This is a genomic window from Saccharopolyspora antibiotica (genome assembly GCF_047200635.1).
Taxonomy (GTDB): domain Bacteria; phylum Actinomycetota; class Actinomycetes; order Mycobacteriales; family Pseudonocardiaceae; genus Saccharopolyspora_C.
On record NZ_JBJZOI010000003.1, the window covers coordinates 147299 to 165012 of the forward strand.

A 17714-nucleotide genomic window follows, 5' to 3' on the forward strand; every position below is an offset into this window, starting at 1 on the left:
GTTCGGGGAGACACGTGCGTCCTAGTCCTGCCCAGGCGGCACAACACGCCGCAGCAGAGTCCACTTCAGACAGATTGATCGCCGCCGCGCTGTCCGGCGAGCTCACCGGGGAGGATCCGGCGCTCCGGTCGGTGGCGGTCGCCTTCCTCACCGTGCAGGCCGCCCGGCATCCCGGGCGGGGGACCGGTTACACCAACGCGGTGCTGAGCGTCCGGGTCGGCGCCGCGGTCGGATCCTGCGCGGTCGAGCCGGGCGCGGTCGACGAGGAGACCGCGCGCGACTGCGCGGGCCGCCGCGTCGCGGAGCTGTTGCGGCATCCGCTGCCGCCGGTCCGGGTGGCCGCGCTGGACGCCTTCCTCGCGGCCGCCCGCCCGCACGCGGAGCACCCGCTCGCGCGGCGGGTCGTGGTCCCGGCGGGGGATTCGCTGGTGAAGTCGATGGCGCGGGCGCGCGCCGTCGCCGCGATCACCCGGGTTCCGGAAGGCGGTCGGGTCGCGGTGATCGGCGTGGTCAACTCGTTGCTCGCGGCGTTGCGCGAGCGCGGCCTGGACTACCTGCCCTGCGACCTCAAGGGCGGCCGCACCGAGTGGGGCGAGCCGGTGCTCACCGAGCACGCGGAGGCGATCGCGGGAGCGGACGCGGTGTTGGCTTCCGGCATGGTGCTGGGCAACGGCACCTTCGACGAGATCGCGGCGACCTGCGCGCGGCGCGGCCTGCCGCTGACCATGTTCGCCCAGACCGGTCCGGCGGTGCTGCGCGAGCTGCTGGGCGGCCCGGTGCAGGCGCTCTCGGCGGAGCCGTACCCGTTCTTCTGGCTCTCCGGGGAGCCGACCCCGATCCACACCTACGAGGCCGCCCGCCCCGAGGTCACGTCGTGACGGGCCGGGCACCCGACCGGTGCGGTTCGGTCCTGGACCTGATCGGCGGCACCCCGATGGTCCGCATCGGCGTGCCGATGTCCGGGCCCCACCCGGGCTTCTGGGCGAAGCTGGAGGGCGTCGCTCCCGGCGGGATGAAGGCGCGGGCGGCGCGGGCGATGCTCGCGGGGGCCCGCGCGCGGGGTGAGCTGCGCCCCGGAGGGACGGTGATCGAGTCCACCAGCGGCACCCTCGGGCTCGGTCTCGCCTTCGTCGGGGCGGCCTGGGGGCATCCGGTGGTGGTGGTCGCCGACGCGGAGCTCGACGAGCTGACCCGCGCCCTGCTCGCCGCGCACGGGGTGCGGGTCGAGCTGGTGCGCGAGCCGCACCCGGTGGGCGGCTGGCAGCGGGCCCGGCTGGAGCGGGTGCGGGAGCTGATGGCCGAGCTGCCCGGGGCGTACTGGCCGGATCAGTACGGCAACCCGGACAACGTCGTGGGTTACCGCGAGCTCGGGCACGAGCTGCTCGACCAGCTGCCGGACGTCGAGGTGGTGGTGTGCGGCGTCGGCACCGGCGGGCACAGCGCGGGCATCGCGCAGGTGCTGCGGCGCCGCCGCCCCCGGGTCCGGCTGGTCGGGGTGGACGCGGCCGGCTCGGCGGTGTTCGGGGATCCGGCGGTGCCGCGCCTGATGCGCGGCCTCGGCAGCAGCATCCACCCGGGCAACGTGGACTACGACGCGTTCGACGAGGTGCACTGGCTCGGCGCCGCCGAATCCGCCGCGGCCTGCCTGCGGCTGGCCTCCGGCGCGTTCGTCACCGGGGGGTGGAGCACCGGCGCGGTGGCGCTGGTCGCCTCCTGGTGCGCGCGCGAGCTGGGCTCGGACCGGGTGGCGGCGGTGTTCCCGGACGGCCCGCACCGCTACTGGCGGACGATCTACGACGCGGAGTTCCGCGCGGGGTTGCCGGATCCGGTCTCCGAACCCTCCGAAGTGGACGGTGTGCCGGACGAGGTCGACAGCGCGACGAGCTGGCGGAGGTCGCGCAAGGTGGTCGATCCCTGCGCCCACCGCGCCGCCGGTTCCGCGGGTTGCCCGGTCTGCGAGGTGCGGCCGTGAACCGCGCCGCCTTCGCCGGGCTGTCCCCGGCGGCCAAGCTGCTGGTGATCAACCAGTTCGGCATCAACGTGGGCTTCTACATGCTGATGCCGTTCCTGGCCGCGTACCTGAGCGGGAACCTGGGTTACGGCGCCGCCGTGGTCGGGTTGGTGCTCGGGGTCCGGAACCTGAGCCAGCAGGGCATGTTCCTCCTGGGCGGCACCGCCGCGGACCGGCTCGGCTGCCGCCCGATGATCATCGTGGGCTGCGCGCTGCGGGTCGTCTCCTTCGGCCTGTTCGCCGCGTTCACCTCGCTGCCCGGCGTGTTCGCCGCCGCGATCCTCACCGGGCTGGCGGGCGCGCTGTTCAACCCGGCGGTGCGCACCTACCTGATGCACGAGGCGGGGGAGCGGCGCGCGGAGGTCTTCGCCGTGTTCAACGTCTTCCAGCACGCGGGCACCCTGGTGGGGCCCCTGCTGGGGGCGGTGCTGCTGGCGGTGGACTTCCGGCTGATCGCGCTGGTCGCCTGCGCGGCGTTCGCGGCGCTCACGGTCGCGCAGCTGTGCGTGCTGCCGCACCGCGCGGTCGAGGCGCAGCGGCAGAGCGTGCTGGGCAGCTGGCGGGAAGTCGTGTCCAACCGGCGCTTCCTCGGGTTCACGCTCTCGCTGTCGGCGTACTTCGCGCTCTACAACCAGCTCTACCTGATGCTGCCGCTGGAGGCGCAGCGCGTGTCGGGAGCGGCCTGGTCGATCGCGCTGGTGTTCGGCGTGTCGACGGTGATCGGGGTGTTCGGCCAGGTCCGGATCACCGAGTGGTGCCGTCGCCGCTGGAGCTCGGGCCGGTCGATCGTCCTCGGCCTGCTGTGCATGGGCGGCTCGTTCCTGCCGGTGCTGCTGGCTGCGCCCGCCCTGCCGGAGCTGCTGCCCTGGGAGGGGCCCGCGGGCGTGGTGCTGGCGTTCGCGCCGGTGGTGGTCTCGGTGGTGCTGTTCACCGTCGGTCAGGCCATGACGAACCCGTTCGCGATGGAGCTGCTGCCCGAGATCGGCAGCGAGCGGCTGGCGGGCACCTACTACGGGTTCTACTACCTGGTGTCGAGCTTGGTCGCCGCCGGGGTGAGCTGGTTGGCCGGTGCGCTGCTGGAGGCCTTCCCCGAGCCCGGAGCGCGCTGGCTGCCGTGGGCGGCGCTGCTGCTGGTCGGCCTCGCGGGCAGCGCGGGCACCTGGGTCCTGGAACGTCGTGGCGCCCTGGGGCGCGCCCCCGAAACGGCGGTGGCCTGAGCCGGGGGCGCTCCTCCGGCCCGCGGGAGCGGGCGGGGCGCTCCGCTCCGCTGTCCGGCCGCCTCCGGGCGGCACGAGACCCGGGGCGCCAGGAGGGTGCGGTAGCGCCCGACGTGCGGGCGGTGACGCCCCGGTAGCTGCCGAGCGGTGCGCCAGCGGTGGACCGGACGGCGGACGTCGCGCGCTCCTGCGTCCACTGCGGATCCCCAGGTGGGTGGCCTGCCGGGGCCCAGGTGCGTGGTGCCGCGTTGATCTCCTGTGCGAAGCTGGTCGACCGGACCGCCGACCGCTCCGGCACCCCGGGTGCGGCCGGATCGCAGGAGGGCCGCGCGCCCGGATCGTCGGAGAGGTAGGCCTCGTGACTGAGCAATCGCAGGCGTTCGTGCCGGACTGGGTGCGCGCCGAGCCGGGCCGGGTACTCGCGTTCGCCGAGGCCGCCGCCCACCCCGATGGCGGGTTCGCCTGGCTCGACTCCGCGGGCGCGCCCGTCCCGGAGCGGCCGGTGGAGACCTGGATCACCTGCCGGACCACGCACGTCTTCGCGCTCGCCGCGGCCCGCGACGGGCGGGACGAGCTGCTCTCCGGCGTGCGGCGCGGGGTGGACGCGCTGCGGGGGCTGCTGCACGACGACGAGCACGGCGGCTGGTTCGCGTCGGCGACCGCCGCCGGGCCGGTCGCCGAACACAAGGGCGCCTACGAGCACGCCTTCGTGCTGCTGGCCGCCGCCAGCGCCGCGGCCGTCGGCGCCGAGGGCGGGCGGGAGCTGCTGGACGAGGCGCTGTCGGTGTTCGACACCCGCTTCTGGGAGGACGACTTCGGCCTCGTGGCGGACTCCTGGAACCGCGCGTGGACCGAGCTCGACCCCTACCGGGGCGTCAACGCCAACATGCACACCGTGGAGGCCCTGCTGGCCGCCGCCGACGTCACGGGTGATCGCACCTGGTCCGACCGCGCGGCCCGCATCGTGCGCACCGTCGTGCACGGATTCGCGCGGGAGCACGGCTGGCGGCTGCCCGAGCACTTCGACTCCGGGTGGAACGTGCTGCTGGAGTACAACCGCGACAAGCCCTCCGACCAGTTCCGGCCGTACGGGGTGACCATCGGGCACCTGCTGGAGTGGTCCCGGCTCGCCCTGCACGTCCGGCACGCGCTCGGCTCGGAGGCCCCCGGCTGGCTGCTGGACGACGCCCGGGAGCTGTTCGCCACCGCGGTCCGCGACGGCTGGAGCGCGGACGGTGCGGACGGGTTCGTCTACACCACCGACTTCGAGGGCACCCCCGTGGTCCGCAACCGGCTGCACTGGGTCATCGCGGAATCGATGGCGACCGCGTGGGCGCTGCACCAGGAGACCGGCGAGCAGCAGTACGCCCGCTGGTTCGCCACCTGGGCCGAGCACGCCGACCGCTTCTTCGTGGATCGCGAACTCGGCTCCTGGCACCACGAGCTCGACGAGCGCAACGAGCCCGCCGCGACCGTCTGGGAGGGCAAGCCCGACCTGTACCACGCCTACCAGGCCACCCTGCTGCCGCAACTGCCCCCGGCGGCGTCCTTCATCGGGGCGGTCACCCGGGGCCGGTGATCTCCGGTCGTGCCGGGCGGTGGCTACGCTGCCCGGCATGGCTGACTACGTGCAGGTCGTGACGACGACGGATTCCGAAGAGGCCGCGGCCGAACTGGCCAGGGGAGTCGTGGCGGCGCGCGGGGGAGCGTGCGCGCAGGTGGTGCCGATCCGCAGCTTCTACCGCTGGGAGGGCCAGGTGCGGGACGACCCCGAGTGGCAGGTCCAGATCAAGACCACCGCGGCGCGGGCCGACTTCCTGATCGAGCACCTGCGGCAGCACCATTCCTACGAGGTGCCCGAGATCATCGTGCTTCCCGTCGTCGCCGGCCACGATCAGTACCTCGCCTGGCTGGACGAGGAGACCCGCGCCTGACGCGCACGCGCTTCCGCGCCGACTGACCGGCGGGAACGGCGAGACGAGCTTCCGCATCACCTCGGGCCGCCTCCGCGCGCGCTGTTGCGTCGATCGAGCAAATTGCTTCAGTGTTAACTGAAATTAATCCCTTCGAGCCGGTATCGGGCGACGGAACCGCACCAGCGGTGCGCAACGCAGGGGAGGACCCGTGTTGATCCCGGTCGCGGGGTAGCCGGGAACGGCGATGACGCCGACACCGGAGGAGGCGACCGTGAAGATCGTCGCTGTCCTGTACCCGGGGCCCGCCGAGCGGAGCCCCGACCATTCCGGCCTGGAACTGCTCGGCAGCGTCGAAGGGGCGCTGGGCCTGGCCGGAGAACTGGGCTCCGAGGGGCACGAACTCGTCTCGCTCAGCGATCGGGACGAGGCGCTGCGGGAGCACCTGCCCGACGCGGACGTGTTCATCACGACCCCGTTCTGGCCCACCTACCTGTCCGCCGAGCACCTGCGCCGCGCCGAGCGGCTGAAGCTGCTCCTCACCGCCGGGGTCGGTTCCGACCACGTCGACGCCGAAGCGGCCGCCGAGCTCGGCATCACCGTCGCCGAGATCACCGGCAGCAACGTGGTCAGCGTGGCCGAGCACGCGGTGCTGCAACTGCTGGCCCTGGTGCGCGACTTCGTCCCCGCGCACCAGCAGGTCGTGGACGGGCGCTGGGACATCGCCGAGATCGCCGCTCGTGCGCACGACCTGGAGGACAAGACGATCGGCATCGTCGGCATGGGCCAGATCGGGCAGCGGATCGCGCTGCGCCTCAAGGGATTCGACGTGCGCGTCGGTTACAGCACCAGGCACCGCCGCGGCAGCACCGAGGAGGCGGTGTTCGGCGCGCGGTTCAAGCACCTGGACGACCTGGTCGCGGAGTCCGACGCGATCGTGCTGTCCTGCCCGCTGACCCCGGAGACGAAGGGGCTGTTCGGCGACGAGCGGCTGCGCGCCATGAAGCCGGGGGCGTGGCTGGTGAACATCGCGCGCGGGCAGATCGTGGACACCGACGCGCTGGTGCGGGCGCTGGAGGACGATCACCTCGGTGGGTACGCCGGGGACGTCTGGTACCCGCAGCCCGCCCCCGCCGACCACCCGTGGCGGACGATGCCGCGGCACGCGATGACGCCGCACGTGTCGGGGACGAGCCTGGAGGCGCAGCAGCGCTACGCCGCCGGCATCCGCGATTCGGTGCGCCGCTTCCTGGCGGGGGAACCGCTGCGCGAGGACTACGTGGTCGCGGCCCCGGCTGAGCGCGGCGGCGGAGCGTGATCGAGGCGTCGCACGGCGGTGCCAGCTCGACCCCGTGGTCTCCGCGCCCGCCGACCAGTTCCGCCGCGATGGCCGAGATCGGTGCGCGGCGGTCGCCGGTGTGCCGTGGTCGTGCCGGATCCGCACGCCTCCGGCGATGCCGCGGACGATGCCCCCGTCGCCCCGGTAGCGCCGCCCGCTGAACCCGGAACGCCTGGAGTTTTCCCTTCCACCGAAGGGAAGAGCGTCCTCGAACTCGGCGGGCACGTCGCCGTCGACGAGCCCGGCGCGGACCGTTCCCGGGATCACCCCGTCGATCGCGTAGGCGCGGGGTGGACGACGTGGCAGGCATCCCGAGCAGCCCCGGTGGCCTGCCACCGGGCCGGTCACCTCCCCGGGCTCGTCGCGGCCGGAACCGGCGCGCTGATCCAGGCGGTGCGCTCCGCGGTGGGGACGGACGTCCTGGAGCGCTTCGGGTTCCGCGCCCGCCGGGGGAGATCGGCGCGCCGTCCCGGGCGTCGCGGTGCGCGCCGTTCGCGGTGCTCACCGCTGCGCGGGACCGGTGGCGAACCGGCGGGCGCCGACGGTGAGCACCGGGAGCGGCCGGTTCCGCGCGCGGCGCGCTGCTCGGGCGGGTGCGGTGAACGCGGGGGCGGCCGCGCCGGAGGTGATCTCCGGCGAGGCCGCCTGGGAGCTGGTGGAACTGGCGCAGCGCGGCGACAGCCGGGCGTGCGGGCACCTCCACGTGCGGTACCGGGCCCAGGTCGCCGGATTCCTGCGTTCCCGGCTCGCGGACCTCGGCACCGTCGAGGACCTGGTCCACGAGACGTTCGCGCGGGCGCTGCACGGCATCGGCGCGGTGCAACGGGGCGGGGCGGGGACGATCCGGGGGCGTGGTCCGTGACCACCGCCCGGCACCTGCTGCTCGACCACGTCAAGTCGGCGCGGAGGTGATCGAGGACCGGCTGCTGGACGACCGGCTGCGGTCGCGCGCCGGCGACCCGAGCCCGGACCAGCGCCGGTGCCTGGTGCTGCGGTTCGCGGCGGGCCTGAGCGTGGCGCGGAGGGGCGCGCTGGCGCCGCCGTCCGCGGTCTCCAGTACCGCGGGTGCGCAGGCTCGCCGTCCTGCTGGCGGCGGACTCCTGGGCCGCGTTCCGGCCTGAGGGATGCCGCCCGGCTCGCGCCCGGCGAGTGGCGGGGCTTCGGCGGCCCGCGCCGCGCTTGCTCCTTCGGCCGGGTCCCGCGGCGGCGCCGGTCGCTCCGACCGGACGCCCGATCGACGATCGGCGCCGCCGCGGACGGGGATCAGCCGTGCAGGGCGCGGTCCGGGGCGCCGAACCGCTCGGAGGCGCTGAGCGCCTGGTGCCAGTGCGGGTAGATCATCCACGGCGCGCTGACCTTCTCCAGCCGCTCGAACTCCTCGTCGGTGAGCTCGATCTCGGCGGCACCGAGGTTGTCGGCCAGCTGTTCGTCCTTGCGCGCGCCGATCACCAGCGAGGTCACCCCCGGCTTGCGCAACAGGTAGGCCAGCGCGATCTGCGCGGGCGAGACGCCGCGCGCGGTGGCGACGTCCACGACGGCCTCGATGGTGTCGTAGAGCTTCTCGGCGTCGCGGACCGGCGGCTCGTTCCAGTCCTCCAGGTGCCTGCCGGAGGTGGCCTGCTGGCCGCGCCGGTACTTGCCCGACAGCAGCCCGCCGGCCAGCGGGCTCCACACCAGCACGCCGAGGCCCTGGTCCAGCGAGGCGGGGATGAGTTCGTACTCGGCGTCGCGGCTCTCCAGCGAGTAGTAGATCTGGTTCGCCACGAACCGCTGGTAACCGAGCCGATCGGCGGTGCTCAGCGCCTTCACCAGCTGCCAGCCCGCGTAGTTGGACACGCCCAGGTAGCGGACCTTGCCCGAGCGCACCAGGGTGTCGAGCGCTTCGAGCGTCTCCTCCAGCGGAGTCTGCCCGTCCCACTCGTGCACGTGGTAGAGGTCGATGTGGTCGGTGTCGAGCCTGCGGAGGCTGGCCTCGGCCTGCGCGATGATGTGGTGGCGGGAGAGGCCGGCGTCGTTCGGCCCGTCGCCCATGACCATGCGGACCTTGGTGGAGATCAGCACGTCGTCGCGCTTGCCCGCGACGGCCTGGCCGACGATCTGCTCGGAGAGCCCGGCCGAGTACATGTTGGCCGTGTCGATGAGGTTCACGCCGGCGTCCAGGCACATGTCGATCTGGCGCCGCGCGCCCTCGACATCGGTGTTGCCCAACTTGGCGAACCGCCCTTCGCCGCCGAAGGTCATCGTCCCCAAGGTCAACGTCGAAACACGCAGTCCGGATCGTCCCAGCTGGCGGTACTCCACTGTTGTTCCTCCTGTCGGCGTGCGCGGGAGCCCGGAACCGGGCCCCCGCCGACAACGATCACCACGGACCAGGTGTTCCCGCAAGGGGGAATGTGGCACCCGCCGGGCGCGGGGTTCAGCCTTCCGGGCGGGGAACCCGGTGTTCGCGTTACGGGAGAGCGGCGTCCCGCATCCCTCGGTCGCGGGGACGCCGGTGTCGCCGGCCTGGCCGAGGTGACTACCGGTGACGGCGGAGTGGGAGTTCGCGCGTCCGGCGCGCCCCCGGCGTCGCGGTGGCCACCCGCGAGCCGGGCGGTGGTGCCGCTCTCCGGGGCGCGGCGGTCCCGCCGCCATCACGTTCGAATCCACAGTGGACCAGCGGAGAATCCGAAAACCCTTCACCACACGAAAGGGGAGCGCTCGGCCTGCAACGCCGGCCGAGGCAGCCCTACGCTGACTCGACCACCCCTGGTCGTAGGCGGGTGAGGGGGACACTGTGGACATTCTGAGGGCTCGCGGGCGTCCGGCCCGCGAGCGCGCGACCGCGCAGCCGCCGGACTTCGCGGCGCAGCTTCCCGACAGCGCGACCGTGCTCGCGCGGGCGGGCGGGGAGAACTTCCCCGTGGCCGCGCGCGTCCTGCCCCACGCCTCGCGCAGGCACCTGATGGCGCTCTACGGCTACTTCCGGTTGGTCGACTACGCGGGCGACGAGGCCCCCGGGAACCGGGAGGTCCTGCTCGACCACCTGGAGGCTGACCTCGGCCACGCCTACCGGGGAACCCCGCGGCTGCCGCTGGTGCGGGCCCTGGTGCCCACCATCCACGAGTGCGGGCTGCCCCGGGAGCTGCTGGTGCGCCTGATCGACGCGAACCGGCGGGACCAGCACGTGCACCGCTACCGGACCTTCGGCGAGCTGCTGGACTACTGCGCGCTGTCGGCGAACCCCGTCGGCGAGTGCGTGCTGCGCGTGTTCGGCCAGGCCCGTCCGGAGCTGATCGCGCTGTCGGACCGGGTGTGCACCGCGCTGCAGATCCTCGAACACTGCCAGGACGTGCTCGAAGACCACCGGCAGGGGCGGGTGTACCTGCCCGAGACCGATCTGCGCCACTACGGTTGCCACCTCGCCGAGCTGGAATCCGGCAGCGCACCCGCCCACTGGCGCGCTCTGCTGCGGTTCCAGGTGGTGCGGGCGCTGCGCCTGCTCGACTCCGGTGCGCACCTGGTCGGCCGTCTGCCCGGAACCGCGCGGCTGGCCGTCGCCGGTTACGTCGCCGGGGGCCGGGCCACCGCGCACGCCTTCGTCACCGCCGGGTTCGACCCGGTCCGCCACGAGGTGAGCCCGGACCGCGCCCGGATCGCCGCCGGGTGGGCGCGGCTGCTCGTCTCCGGAGGTGCCTGGTGACCACGTCGCTGCGCGAGGCCTACCGCGAGTGCGAGCGGATCACCCGCGACCGGGCCCGCAACTTCTCCTACGGCATCCGACTGCTGCCCGGACCGAAGCGCCGCGCGCTCTCGGCCGTCTACGCCTTCGCCCGCCGCATCGACGACATCGGCGACGGCGAACTGCCCGTCCCGGAGAAGCTCCGGCTGCTGGCCGAGGCCCGCGCGGAGCTGCACGCGGCGAGCCCCCGCTCGGCGGACCCGGTGCTCGTGGCCCTCGCCGACGCCGAATCCCGGCTCGCGCTGCCGATGCCGGCGTTCGACGAGCTGATCGACGGCTGCGAGGCCGACGTGCGCGGCACCGAGTACGCCACCTTCGCCGAGCTGCTGCACTACTGCCGTTGCGTGGCCGGTTCCATCGGGCGGCTGTCGCTGGGCGTCTTCGGCACAGCGCACCGGGCGGCGGCCGAGCGCCGCGCTGACTCGCTCGGGGTCGCGCTGCAGCTGACCAACATCCTGCGCGACGTCCGCGAGGACCACCGCGACGGGCGCGTCTACCTGCCCGCCGAGGACCTCCGGCGGTTCGGCGTGCACCTCGTGCCCGGCCAGCCCGGTCCGACACCGCGCGATGCCGACGGGCTCGCGCGGCTGGTCCGGTTCGAAGCGGCCAGGGCCGAGCAGTGGTACCGGGAGGGGTTCGCGCTGCTGCCGATGCTGGACCGGCGCAGCCGCGCCTGCTGCGCGTCGATGGCCGGGATCTACCACGAGGTGCTGCACGCCATCGCCAGCGCACCGGCCCGCGCGATGCGGCAGCGCACCTCGCTGCCCCCGTGGCGCAAGGCGAGCGTCGCGGCGCGCTCGCTGGCGGGGATCGTCCCGTGAGCCCCTCGGTGCTCATCGTCGGTGGTGGCCTGGCCGGAGTCACCGCCGCGCTGCGCTGCGCCGACCGGGGCCTGGAGGTGACCCTGCTGGAAGCGCGGCCCCGGCTCGGCGGGGCCGCCGGGTCCTTCCGGCGGGGAGAGCTCGTCGTGGACACCGGCCAGCACGTGCTGCTGCGCTGCTACACCGGCTACCGCTCCCTGCTGCGCAGGCTCGGCGTCGCCGACGCCGTCCGGATGCAGCCGCGGATGCGGATTCCGGTGCTGCGCCCCGGCGGGCGGGGGTCAGTGCTGCGGCGCTGGCAGGCCCCGGCCCCGCTGCACCTCGCCCCGGCGCTGCTGGGCTACCGCGAGCTCGGCTGGGCGCAGCGGATCCGAGCCGCGCGCACCGCCCTGGCGCTGCGCGCGCTGGACCCGGCGGACCCGGCGCTCGACGAGCTCAGCTTCGGCGCCTGGCTGCGCTCGCGCGGCGAGTCGGCGCAGGCGGTGGACGCGCTGTGGGGCCTGCTGTCGGTGGCCGCGCTCAACGCGCAGCCGGACCGCTCCTCGCTGGCGCTGGCGGTGCGGGTGATGCGCACCGGAGTGCTCGACGGCACCGACGCCGCCGACATCGGCCTCCCGAGCCGCCCGCTCGGGCACCTGCACGACGAGGCCGCGCGCCGGGCGCTGCGCACCGCCGGGGTGCGGGTGCTCACCAGCGCGAAGGCCGCCGCGCTGGACCGCGACGAGCTCGGTTGGCGGGTCGCCGTGCGCGCTCGCGGCGGCACCGAGGTGCTCGCCGCCGACGCGGTGGTGCTGGCCGTCCCGCACCCGCAGGCCGCCGCGCTGCTCGGTGCCCTCCCGCTGCCGAAACCGGTGAACTGGGCGGGCCTCGGGGCATCACCCATCGTCAACGTGCACGTGCACTACGACCGGCGGGTGCTGCCCGAGCCGCTGGCCGCGGTGCTGGACTCGCCGGTGCAGTGGCTGTTCGACCGCACCGGGATCGCGGGCGCGCGCCGCGGTCAGTACCTGGCGATCTCCTTGTCGGCCGCGCAGCCCTACCTGCACCGGCGCACCGAGCAGCTGCGGGAGTTGTTCCTGCCCGCGCTGCGGCGCCTGCTGCCCGGGGCCGGGCACGCCGAGGTGCTGGACTTCTTCGTCACCCGCGAACCGCGGGCCACCTTCGCCCAGGCGCCCGGCACGGGCGCGCTGCGTCCCGCCCCCTCGACGGGGCTGCCCGGGCTGGTGCTGGCGGGCGCGTGGACCGCTACTGGGTGGCCCGACACCCTCGAAGGCGCTGTGCGCAGCGGAGAACGGGCCGCGCGCGTAGTGCGGGCGGCCACCGGCGACGCCCGGCAGCCGGGCGTGGAGGTGTCTCGATGACCATTGCCGTGCCCCACGCGCTCATCACCGCGCGCCGCCAGGTGGAACCGGCGTTGCGGGCCGCGGTCGGGGAGCTCGACGAGCACACCCGCCGCGTCTGCGAGTACCACTTCGGCTGGGTGCACGCGGACGGCAGCCCGGACGGCCGCACCGGCAAGGCGCTGCGGCCCGCTCTGGTGCTGCTCACCGCGCAGGCCGTCGCCGACGGGCCAGCCCCGCAGGCGGAGGCGGCGGCCGTCGAGCTGGTGCACAACTTCTCGCTGCTGCACGACGACCTGATGGACGACGACACCTCGCGGCGGCACCGGCCGACCGCGTGGACGGTGTTCGGCAGGCCCGCCGCGCTGCTGGCCGGGGACGCGCTGCTCGCCCTCGGCACCACGGTGCTGGTGGGGACCGGCCGCCCGCACGCCGCCGAAGCGGTGCGGACCCTGGGCGCGGCCACCGGGCAGCTCATCGTCGGGCAGGCCGCCGACCTCGGGTTCGAGCGGCGCCACGACGTCGAGCTCGACGAGGCGCTGCGCATGGTCGAGGGCAAGACCGCGGCACTGCTCGGCTGCGCCTGCGCCCTCGGCGCGCTGGCCGCAGGCGGCGACGCGGAGGCGGTGTCGCGGATGCGCGGCTTCGGCGTGGAGCTGGGCATGGCCTTCCAGCTCGTCGACGACCTGCTCGGCCTGTGGGGCGACCCCGGGACCACCGGCAAACCGGTGCTCTCGGACCTGCGGGCTCGGAAGAAGACCGTCCCCGTCGTGCACGCCCTCGGCTCCGGGACCCCGGAGGGGGAGCGGTTGCAGGGGCTGCTCCAGGCTCCGGAGCCGCTGGTGGGGGACCGCGCCGAACTCGCCGCCGACCTGGTGCGCCGGGCCGGTTCGGCGGCCTGGGCCGAGGCGGAGTGCGAGCGCAGGCTCGACGCCGCGCTCGCCCAGCTGCGCACCGGGGGCCGGTCGGGGCCCGCGGTCGACGCCCTGACGGAACTCGCGGAATTCATCGTGCGGAGGAAATGGTGACCGAACAGCTGATCCGATCCGGGATCGACCAGCAGACCTTGCCCGACCTTCCCGTGGGCGGCGGGGTGCGAGCGCACGCCGCGCTGCTGGCGGCCCGGGAGCACCTGCTGTCCCTGCAGGACGACGCGGGCTGGTGGAAGGGCGAACTGCGGACCAACGTGACGATGGACGCGGAGGACCTGCTGATGCGGCAGTTCCTCGGGATCCGCACCCCCCAGGAGACCGAGCGGGCCGCGCGCTGGATCCGCTCCCAGCAGCGCGAGGACGGCACCTGGGCGACCTTCCACGGCGGCCCCGGCGACCTGTCGACGACGGTGGAGGCCTACACCGCGCTCAAGCTCGCCGGGGACGGCCCCGAGGACGAGCACATGATCGCCGCCCGCTCCTGGATCCTGGCGCGCGGCGGCCTGGAGGGCACGCGGGTGTTCACCCGCATCTGGCTGGCGCTGTTCGGCGAGTGGTCCTGGGACGACCTGCCCGCGATGCCGCCGGAGGTGGTGCTGCTGGGTAGGTCGGTGCCGCTGAACCTCGCCGACTGGGCATGCTGGGCGCGGCAGACCGTGGTGCCGCTGACCGTGGTGTGCACGCTGCGTCCCCGCCGCGCTCTGGGGGTGAGCGTCGCCGAGCTGCGCACCGGTCGCGGTCCGCGGCGTCCGGGGGGCCCGTGGGAGCGGGGATTCCACGCCCTCGACACCCTCCTCCACCGCTACCAGCGCCGCCCGGTGCGCTCGCTGCGGAGGCTGGCGATGCGCCGGGCCGCCGAGTGGATCGTGGCCCGGCAGGAGGCGGACGGGTCCTGGGGCGGCATCCAGCCGCCGTGGGTGTACTCGCTGCTGGCGCTGCACCTGCTCGGCTACCCGCTGGAGCACCCCGTGCTGCGGGAGGGGCTGGCCGGGCTGGACGGCTTCCTCATCCACGAGCTCACCCCGGACGGCCCGGTGCGCCGCCTGGAAGCCTGCCAGTCACCGGTCTGGGACACCGTGCTGAGCGTGCAGGCGCTGCGCGACTCCGGGCTGCCCGCCGACGACCCGGCGCTGCGCTGCGCCGCGGACTACCTGCTCGGCGAGGAGGTGCGGGTCACCGGAGACTGGTCGGTGCGCAGGCCCGGGCTCGCGCCGGGCGGGTGGGCGTTCGAGTTCGAGAACGACGGCTATCCCGACGTCGACGACACCGCCGTCGCGCTCCTCGCGCTCAACCGGGTCGAGCACACCAAGCCCGCGGAGCTGCGCGACGCCGTCGAGCGCGGGGTGCGCTGGCTGCGCGGAATGCAGTCCCGCGACGGCGGGTGGGGGGCCTTCGACGCCGACAACACCCGGCGGCTGGTCACGAAGCTGCCGTTCTGCGACTTCGGCGAGGTCATCGACCCGCCCTCGGCCGACGTCACCGCGCACGCCGTGGAGGCGCTCTCGGCGCTGGGGCACCGGGACGACCCCGTGGTCCGCGCCGGCGTGCGGTGGCTGCTGGAGAACCAGGAGCCGGGCGGGTCGTGGTTCGGCCGCTGGGGCGCCAACCACGTCTACGGCACCGGGGCCGCGGTGCCCGCGCTGGTCGAGGCCGGGCTGCCGACGGACCACCCGGCGCTGCTGCGGGCCGCGCGGTGGCTGGAGGAGCACCAGAACGCCGACGGCGGCTGGGGCGAGGACATGCGTTCCTACACCGATCCCCGCTGGATCGGCGTCGGCACCTCCACCGCCTCGCAGACCGGCTGGGCGCTGCTGGCGCTGCTGGCGCTGGGCAGGCACACCAGCGAGGCGGTGCGCCACGGCGTCGAACACCTCTCCGCCACCCAGCGCGGGGACGGGACCTGGGACGAGCCGCACTACACCGGCACCGGGTTCCCCGGCGACTTCTCGATCAACTACCACCTGTACCGGCTGATCTTCCCGCTCACCGCTCTCGGGCGCTACGAGCGGGCGGTGGCGGCGGACCGGTGATGGAACCGCTGGCCGGTTCCGGCGCGGGGGTGCTGCTGTGCGCGCCGCTGCGCTGCGAGGCCGCCGCGCTGCGGGGGGCGTCGGAGGCGTCGGTGCTGCGCACCGGGCTCGGCCCGTGGCGCAGCGCGCGCCGGGGAGCCGGTGTCGAACTCGGCGACCGGGTGCTGGTGGTGGCCGGGCTCGGCGGGGGAGTCGGGGCCACCGGGACCGGGACCGTCGTGGTCGCCGAGGAGGTCCGGGACGAGGCCGGGGCGGTCCCGCTGCCCGGCGCCGCCGGGCTGGCCGCCCGGTTGCGGGCAGCGGGGTTCCCGGTGCTGCTCGGCCCGGTCGCCAGCGCCGACCACGTGGTGCGCGGTCCGGAACGCGCCCGGCTGGCCGAGGCGGGCGCGGTGGCCGTCGACATGGAGTCGATCGCGCTGGCCCGCTCGACCACCGGGCGGCTGCGCGCGGTGGTGCGGGTGGTGGTGGACACCGCCGCCGCCCCGCTGGTGCACCCGCGCACCCCCGACCGGGGAGCGCGCGCCCTGCTGCGGCTGCGCGCGATCGCCCCGCACCTGACCAGCTGGGCGGCCGAGCTCAGCCCGGAACGATGTCGTCCGGGTCGCTCGCCGTCCGTCCGCAACTCGTCGAAGTGCTGGAGGTAGTGCCATGGGGATTCCGATGCGCCAAGCCGTTCGCGTCGGCTCCTACCTCGTGCGGCAGAAGCTCGCGCGGCGCGAGAAGTTCGCACTGACCCTGGAACTGGAGCCGCTGTTCGCCTGCAACCTCGCCTGCGCCGGGTGCGGCAAGATCCAGCACCCGGCCAGCGTGCTCAAGCAGCGGATGCCCGTCGAGCGAGCGCTGGCGGCGGTGGAGGAGTGCGGCGCCCCAGTGGTCTCCATCGCAGGGGGCGAGCCGCTGATGCATCCCGAGATCGACGTGCTGGTGCGCGAGCTGGTGCGGCGCAAGAAGTTCGTCTACCTGTGCACGAACGCGCTGCTGATGCCGCGCAAGATCGACCAGTTCGAGCCGTCGCCGTACTTCTCCTGGGCCGTGCACATCGACGGCCTGCGGGAACGCCACGACGCCTCGGTGTGCAAGGAGGGCGTGTTCGACCAGGCGGTGGCCAACGTGCGCGAAGCGCAGCGGCGCGGCTTCCGGATCACCACCAACAGCACCTTCTTCACCACCGACACCGCGGCCTCGGTGATCGAGGTGCTGGACTACCTCAACGACGACCTGGGCGTCGACCAGATGATGCTCTCGCCCGCCTACGCCTACGACAAGGCGCCGGATCAGGAGCACTTCCTCGGGGTGACCGAGACGCGCGAGCTGTTCGCGAAGGTCTTCGCCGACGGCAGGCGGCGCAGGTGGCGGTTCAACCACTCGCCCCGGTTCCTGGACTTCCTGGAGGGCAGGGTCGACTTCGGCTGCACGGCCTGGGCGATCCCGTCCTACTCGCTCCACGGTTGGCAGCGACCCTGCTACCTGATGGCGGACGGTTACGCGCAGTCGTACCGGGAGCTGCTGGAGGACACCGACTGGGACTCCTACGGGCGGGGCAAGGACCCCCGCTGCGCCAACTGCATGGCGCACTGCGGCTACGAACCGACCGCGGTGTTGGCCACGATGAGTTCATTGCGCGAATCGATTCGTGCCCTGGCGGGGTGAAGGATCCCACCCGGCCCCTCCTTGATCAGCGCATTTGCGGTTACTCTGGGGCGACGGCCCCCGACGACGGAACACCGATACACATGCAGAAGCCATCGCAGGTCGTGCACCTCGACGCGCTCCCATCGCACTTGTGGCACGCCGCCAAGCACCTGGGTGAGACGGTCATCGCACCGCTCGTGCTCTTCTACGTCCTGTTCACCTTCACCGGTCTGACCGGTGGGCTGATCGCCGCGCTCGTCTGGGGCGTCGGAGCCGTCGCCGTGCGGCTCGTCCTGCGCGTGCGGGTGCCGCTGGTGCTGATGTTGACCACCGGGGTGCTGGTGGTGCGGACCGTCGTGGGGTTCGCGACGAACAGCTCGTTCCTGTACTTCCTGGAACCGAGCCTGCAGAACTTCCTGGTGGCGCTGCTGTTCCTCGGTTCGCTGCTGTTCGAGCGGACGCTCATCGCCAAGCTCGCCGACGACTTCTGCATCCTGCCGCCCGCGCTGATCGGCAACGCGCGGGTCCAGCTGTTCTTCCGCCGGGTCTCGTTGCTGTGGGCGCTGGTGTTCACGATCAACGGGTTCACGACGCTGTGGGCGCTGGCCCAGGCCACGATCGGGCACTTCCTGCTGGCCAGCACGGCCGGCTCGTTCAGCCTGGTCGCGGTCGCCGCCGTCGGCTCGATCTGGTGGCTGCGGCGCGAGCTGCGCGGGGAGGGCATCACGCTGCGCTTCGCGCGCCGCGCCCCCGCCTGA

The 17714-nt window shown here is 74.1% G+C and carries 17 protein-coding genes; 16 read left to right on the forward strand and 1 reads right to left on the reverse strand.

The genetic code is table 11. The features are described from left to right. The first annotated feature begins 74 nt into the window (after positions 1 to 74). The 8 genes from ACL03H_RS02850 (at position 75) to ACL03H_RS02885 (ending at position 7601) form a co-directional block, all read left to right on the forward strand. Positions 75 to 878 carry a Rossmann-like domain-containing protein gene (locus ACL03H_RS02850; protein ID WP_412809457.1) on the forward strand — a complete coding sequence of 268 codons (804 nt, stop codon included), beginning with the start codon at positions 75 to 77 and terminating at the stop codon, positions 876 to 878. Continuing rightward, the gene (locus tag ACL03H_RS02855) at positions 875 to 1972 is read left to right on the forward strand and encodes a PLP-dependent cysteine synthase family protein (protein WP_412809458.1); all 1098 of its coding nucleotides are present in this window, start codon (positions 875 to 877) and stop codon (positions 1970 to 1972) included. The genes ACL03H_RS02850 and ACL03H_RS02855 overlap by 4 nt, the downstream gene beginning before the upstream one ends. After that, the gene (locus ACL03H_RS02860; protein WP_412809459.1) at positions 1969 to 3228 is read left to right on the forward strand and encodes an MFS transporter; all 1260 of its coding nucleotides are present in this window, start codon (positions 1969 to 1971) and stop codon (positions 3226 to 3228) included. Before ACL03H_RS02855 ends, ACL03H_RS02860 begins: the two co-directional genes overlap by 4 nt. A gap of 358 nt (positions 3229 to 3586) precedes the next feature. Next, the gene (locus ACL03H_RS02865) at positions 3587 to 4807 is read left to right on the forward strand and encodes an AGE family epimerase/isomerase (RefSeq protein WP_412809460.1); all 1221 of its coding nucleotides are present in this window, start codon (positions 3587 to 3589) and stop codon (positions 4805 to 4807) included. 37 nt (positions 4808 to 4844) lie between these two features. Further along, on the forward strand, positions 4845 to 5162 hold the full coding sequence (gene cutA, locus ACL03H_RS02870; protein WP_412809461.1) for a divalent-cation tolerance protein CutA: 318 nt from the start codon (positions 4845 to 4847) through the stop codon (positions 5160 to 5162). Between the two features lie 253 nt (positions 5163 to 5415). Beyond that, a complete protein-coding gene (locus tag ACL03H_RS02875) occupies positions 5416 to 6459 on the forward strand; it encodes an NAD-dependent formate dehydrogenase (RefSeq protein ID WP_412809462.1) in 1044 nt (347 codons plus the stop codon). Positions 6460 to 7024: 565 nt separating this feature from the next. Continuing rightward, on the forward strand, positions 7025 to 7342 hold the full coding sequence (locus ACL03H_RS02880) for an RNA polymerase sigma factor (RefSeq protein WP_412809463.1): 318 nt from the start codon (positions 7025 to 7027) through the stop codon (positions 7340 to 7342). A 46-nt stretch (positions 7343 to 7388) separates the two neighbouring features. Further along, a complete protein-coding gene (locus tag ACL03H_RS02885) occupies positions 7389 to 7601 on the forward strand; it encodes a hypothetical protein (RefSeq protein WP_412809464.1) in 213 nt (70 codons plus the stop codon). 142 nt (positions 7602 to 7743) lie between these two features. Here the strand turns inward: ACL03H_RS02885 and ACL03H_RS02890 are convergent, their stop codons facing one another. Further along, positions 7744 to 8781, reverse strand: coding sequence for an aldo/keto reductase (locus ACL03H_RS02890; protein ID WP_412809465.1), 1038 nt, complete (start codon positions 8779 to 8781; stop codon positions 7744 to 7746). Positions 8782 to 9256: 475 nt separating this feature from the next. On the opposite strand from ACL03H_RS02890, the gene hpnC reads away from it, so the two are divergent. The 8 genes from hpnC (at position 9257) to ACL03H_RS02930 (ending at position 17714) form a co-directional block, all read left to right on the forward strand. Next, positions 9257 to 10162: a squalene synthase HpnC gene (gene hpnC, locus ACL03H_RS02895; protein ID WP_412809466.1), complete on the forward strand. Its 906-nt coding sequence runs from the start codon at positions 9257 to 9259 to the stop codon at positions 10160 to 10162. Beyond that, positions 10156 to 11022: a presqualene diphosphate synthase HpnD gene (hpnD, locus tag ACL03H_RS02900; RefSeq protein ID WP_412809583.1), complete on the forward strand. Its 867-nt coding sequence runs from the start codon at positions 10156 to 10158 to the stop codon at positions 11020 to 11022. The genes hpnC and hpnD overlap by 7 nt, the downstream gene beginning before the upstream one ends. Further along, entirely contained in the window at positions 11019 to 12383 is a 1365-nt protein-coding gene (gene hpnE / locus ACL03H_RS02905) for a hydroxysqualene dehydroxylase HpnE (protein ID WP_412809467.1), read from the forward strand. Before hpnD ends, hpnE begins: the two co-directional genes overlap by 4 nt. Then, the gene (locus ACL03H_RS02910; RefSeq protein ID WP_412809468.1) at positions 12380 to 13390 is read left to right on the forward strand and encodes a polyprenyl synthetase family protein; all 1011 of its coding nucleotides are present in this window, start codon (positions 12380 to 12382) and stop codon (positions 13388 to 13390) included. The genes hpnE and ACL03H_RS02910 overlap by 4 nt, the downstream gene beginning before the upstream one ends. Next, positions 13384 to 15324, forward strand: coding sequence for a squalene--hopene cyclase (gene shc, locus ACL03H_RS02915; RefSeq protein ID WP_412809469.1), 1941 nt, complete (start codon positions 13384 to 13386; stop codon positions 15322 to 15324). The genes ACL03H_RS02910 and shc overlap by 7 nt, the downstream gene beginning before the upstream one ends. Further along, positions 15324 to 15968 carry a nucleoside phosphorylase-I family protein gene (locus ACL03H_RS02920; protein WP_412809470.1) on the forward strand — a complete coding sequence of 215 codons (645 nt, stop codon included), beginning with the start codon at positions 15324 to 15326 and terminating at the stop codon, positions 15966 to 15968. Before shc ends, ACL03H_RS02920 begins: the two co-directional genes overlap by 1 nt. Positions 15969 to 15972: 4 nt before the next feature. After that, positions 15973 to 16974 (forward strand): adenosyl-hopene transferase HpnH, encoded by a 1002-nt coding sequence (gene hpnH, locus ACL03H_RS02925; RefSeq protein WP_412809471.1) that lies wholly within the window; start codon positions 15973 to 15975, stop codon positions 16972 to 16974. 83 nt (positions 16975 to 17057) lie between these two features. Beyond that, positions 17058 to 17714: a VC0807 family protein gene (locus ACL03H_RS02930; RefSeq protein WP_412809472.1), complete on the forward strand. Its 657-nt coding sequence runs from the start codon at positions 17058 to 17060 to the stop codon at positions 17712 to 17714.

Coding starts and splice junctions, on each gene's coding strand:
- shc (WP_412809469.1), top strand. CDS start 13,384: ATGGTGACCGAACAGCTGATCCGATCCGGGATCGACCAGCAGACCTTG.
- ACL03H_RS02920 (WP_412809470.1), top strand. CDS start 15,324: ATGGAACCGCTGGCCGGTTCCGGCGCGGGGGTGCTGCTGTGCGCGCCG.
- ACL03H_RS02930 (WP_412809472.1), top strand. CDS start 17,058: ATGCAGAAGCCATCGCAGGTCGTGCACCTCGACGCGCTCCCATCGCAC.
- hpnH (WP_412809471.1), top strand. CDS start 15,973: ATGGGGATTCCGATGCGCCAAGCCGTTCGCGTCGGCTCCTACCTCGTG.
- ACL03H_RS02910 (WP_412809468.1), top strand. CDS start 12,380: ATGACCATTGCCGTGCCCCACGCGCTCATCACCGCGCGCCGCCAGGTG.
- cutA (WP_412809461.1), top strand. CDS start 4,845: ATGGCTGACTACGTGCAGGTCGTGACGACGACGGATTCCGAAGAGGCC.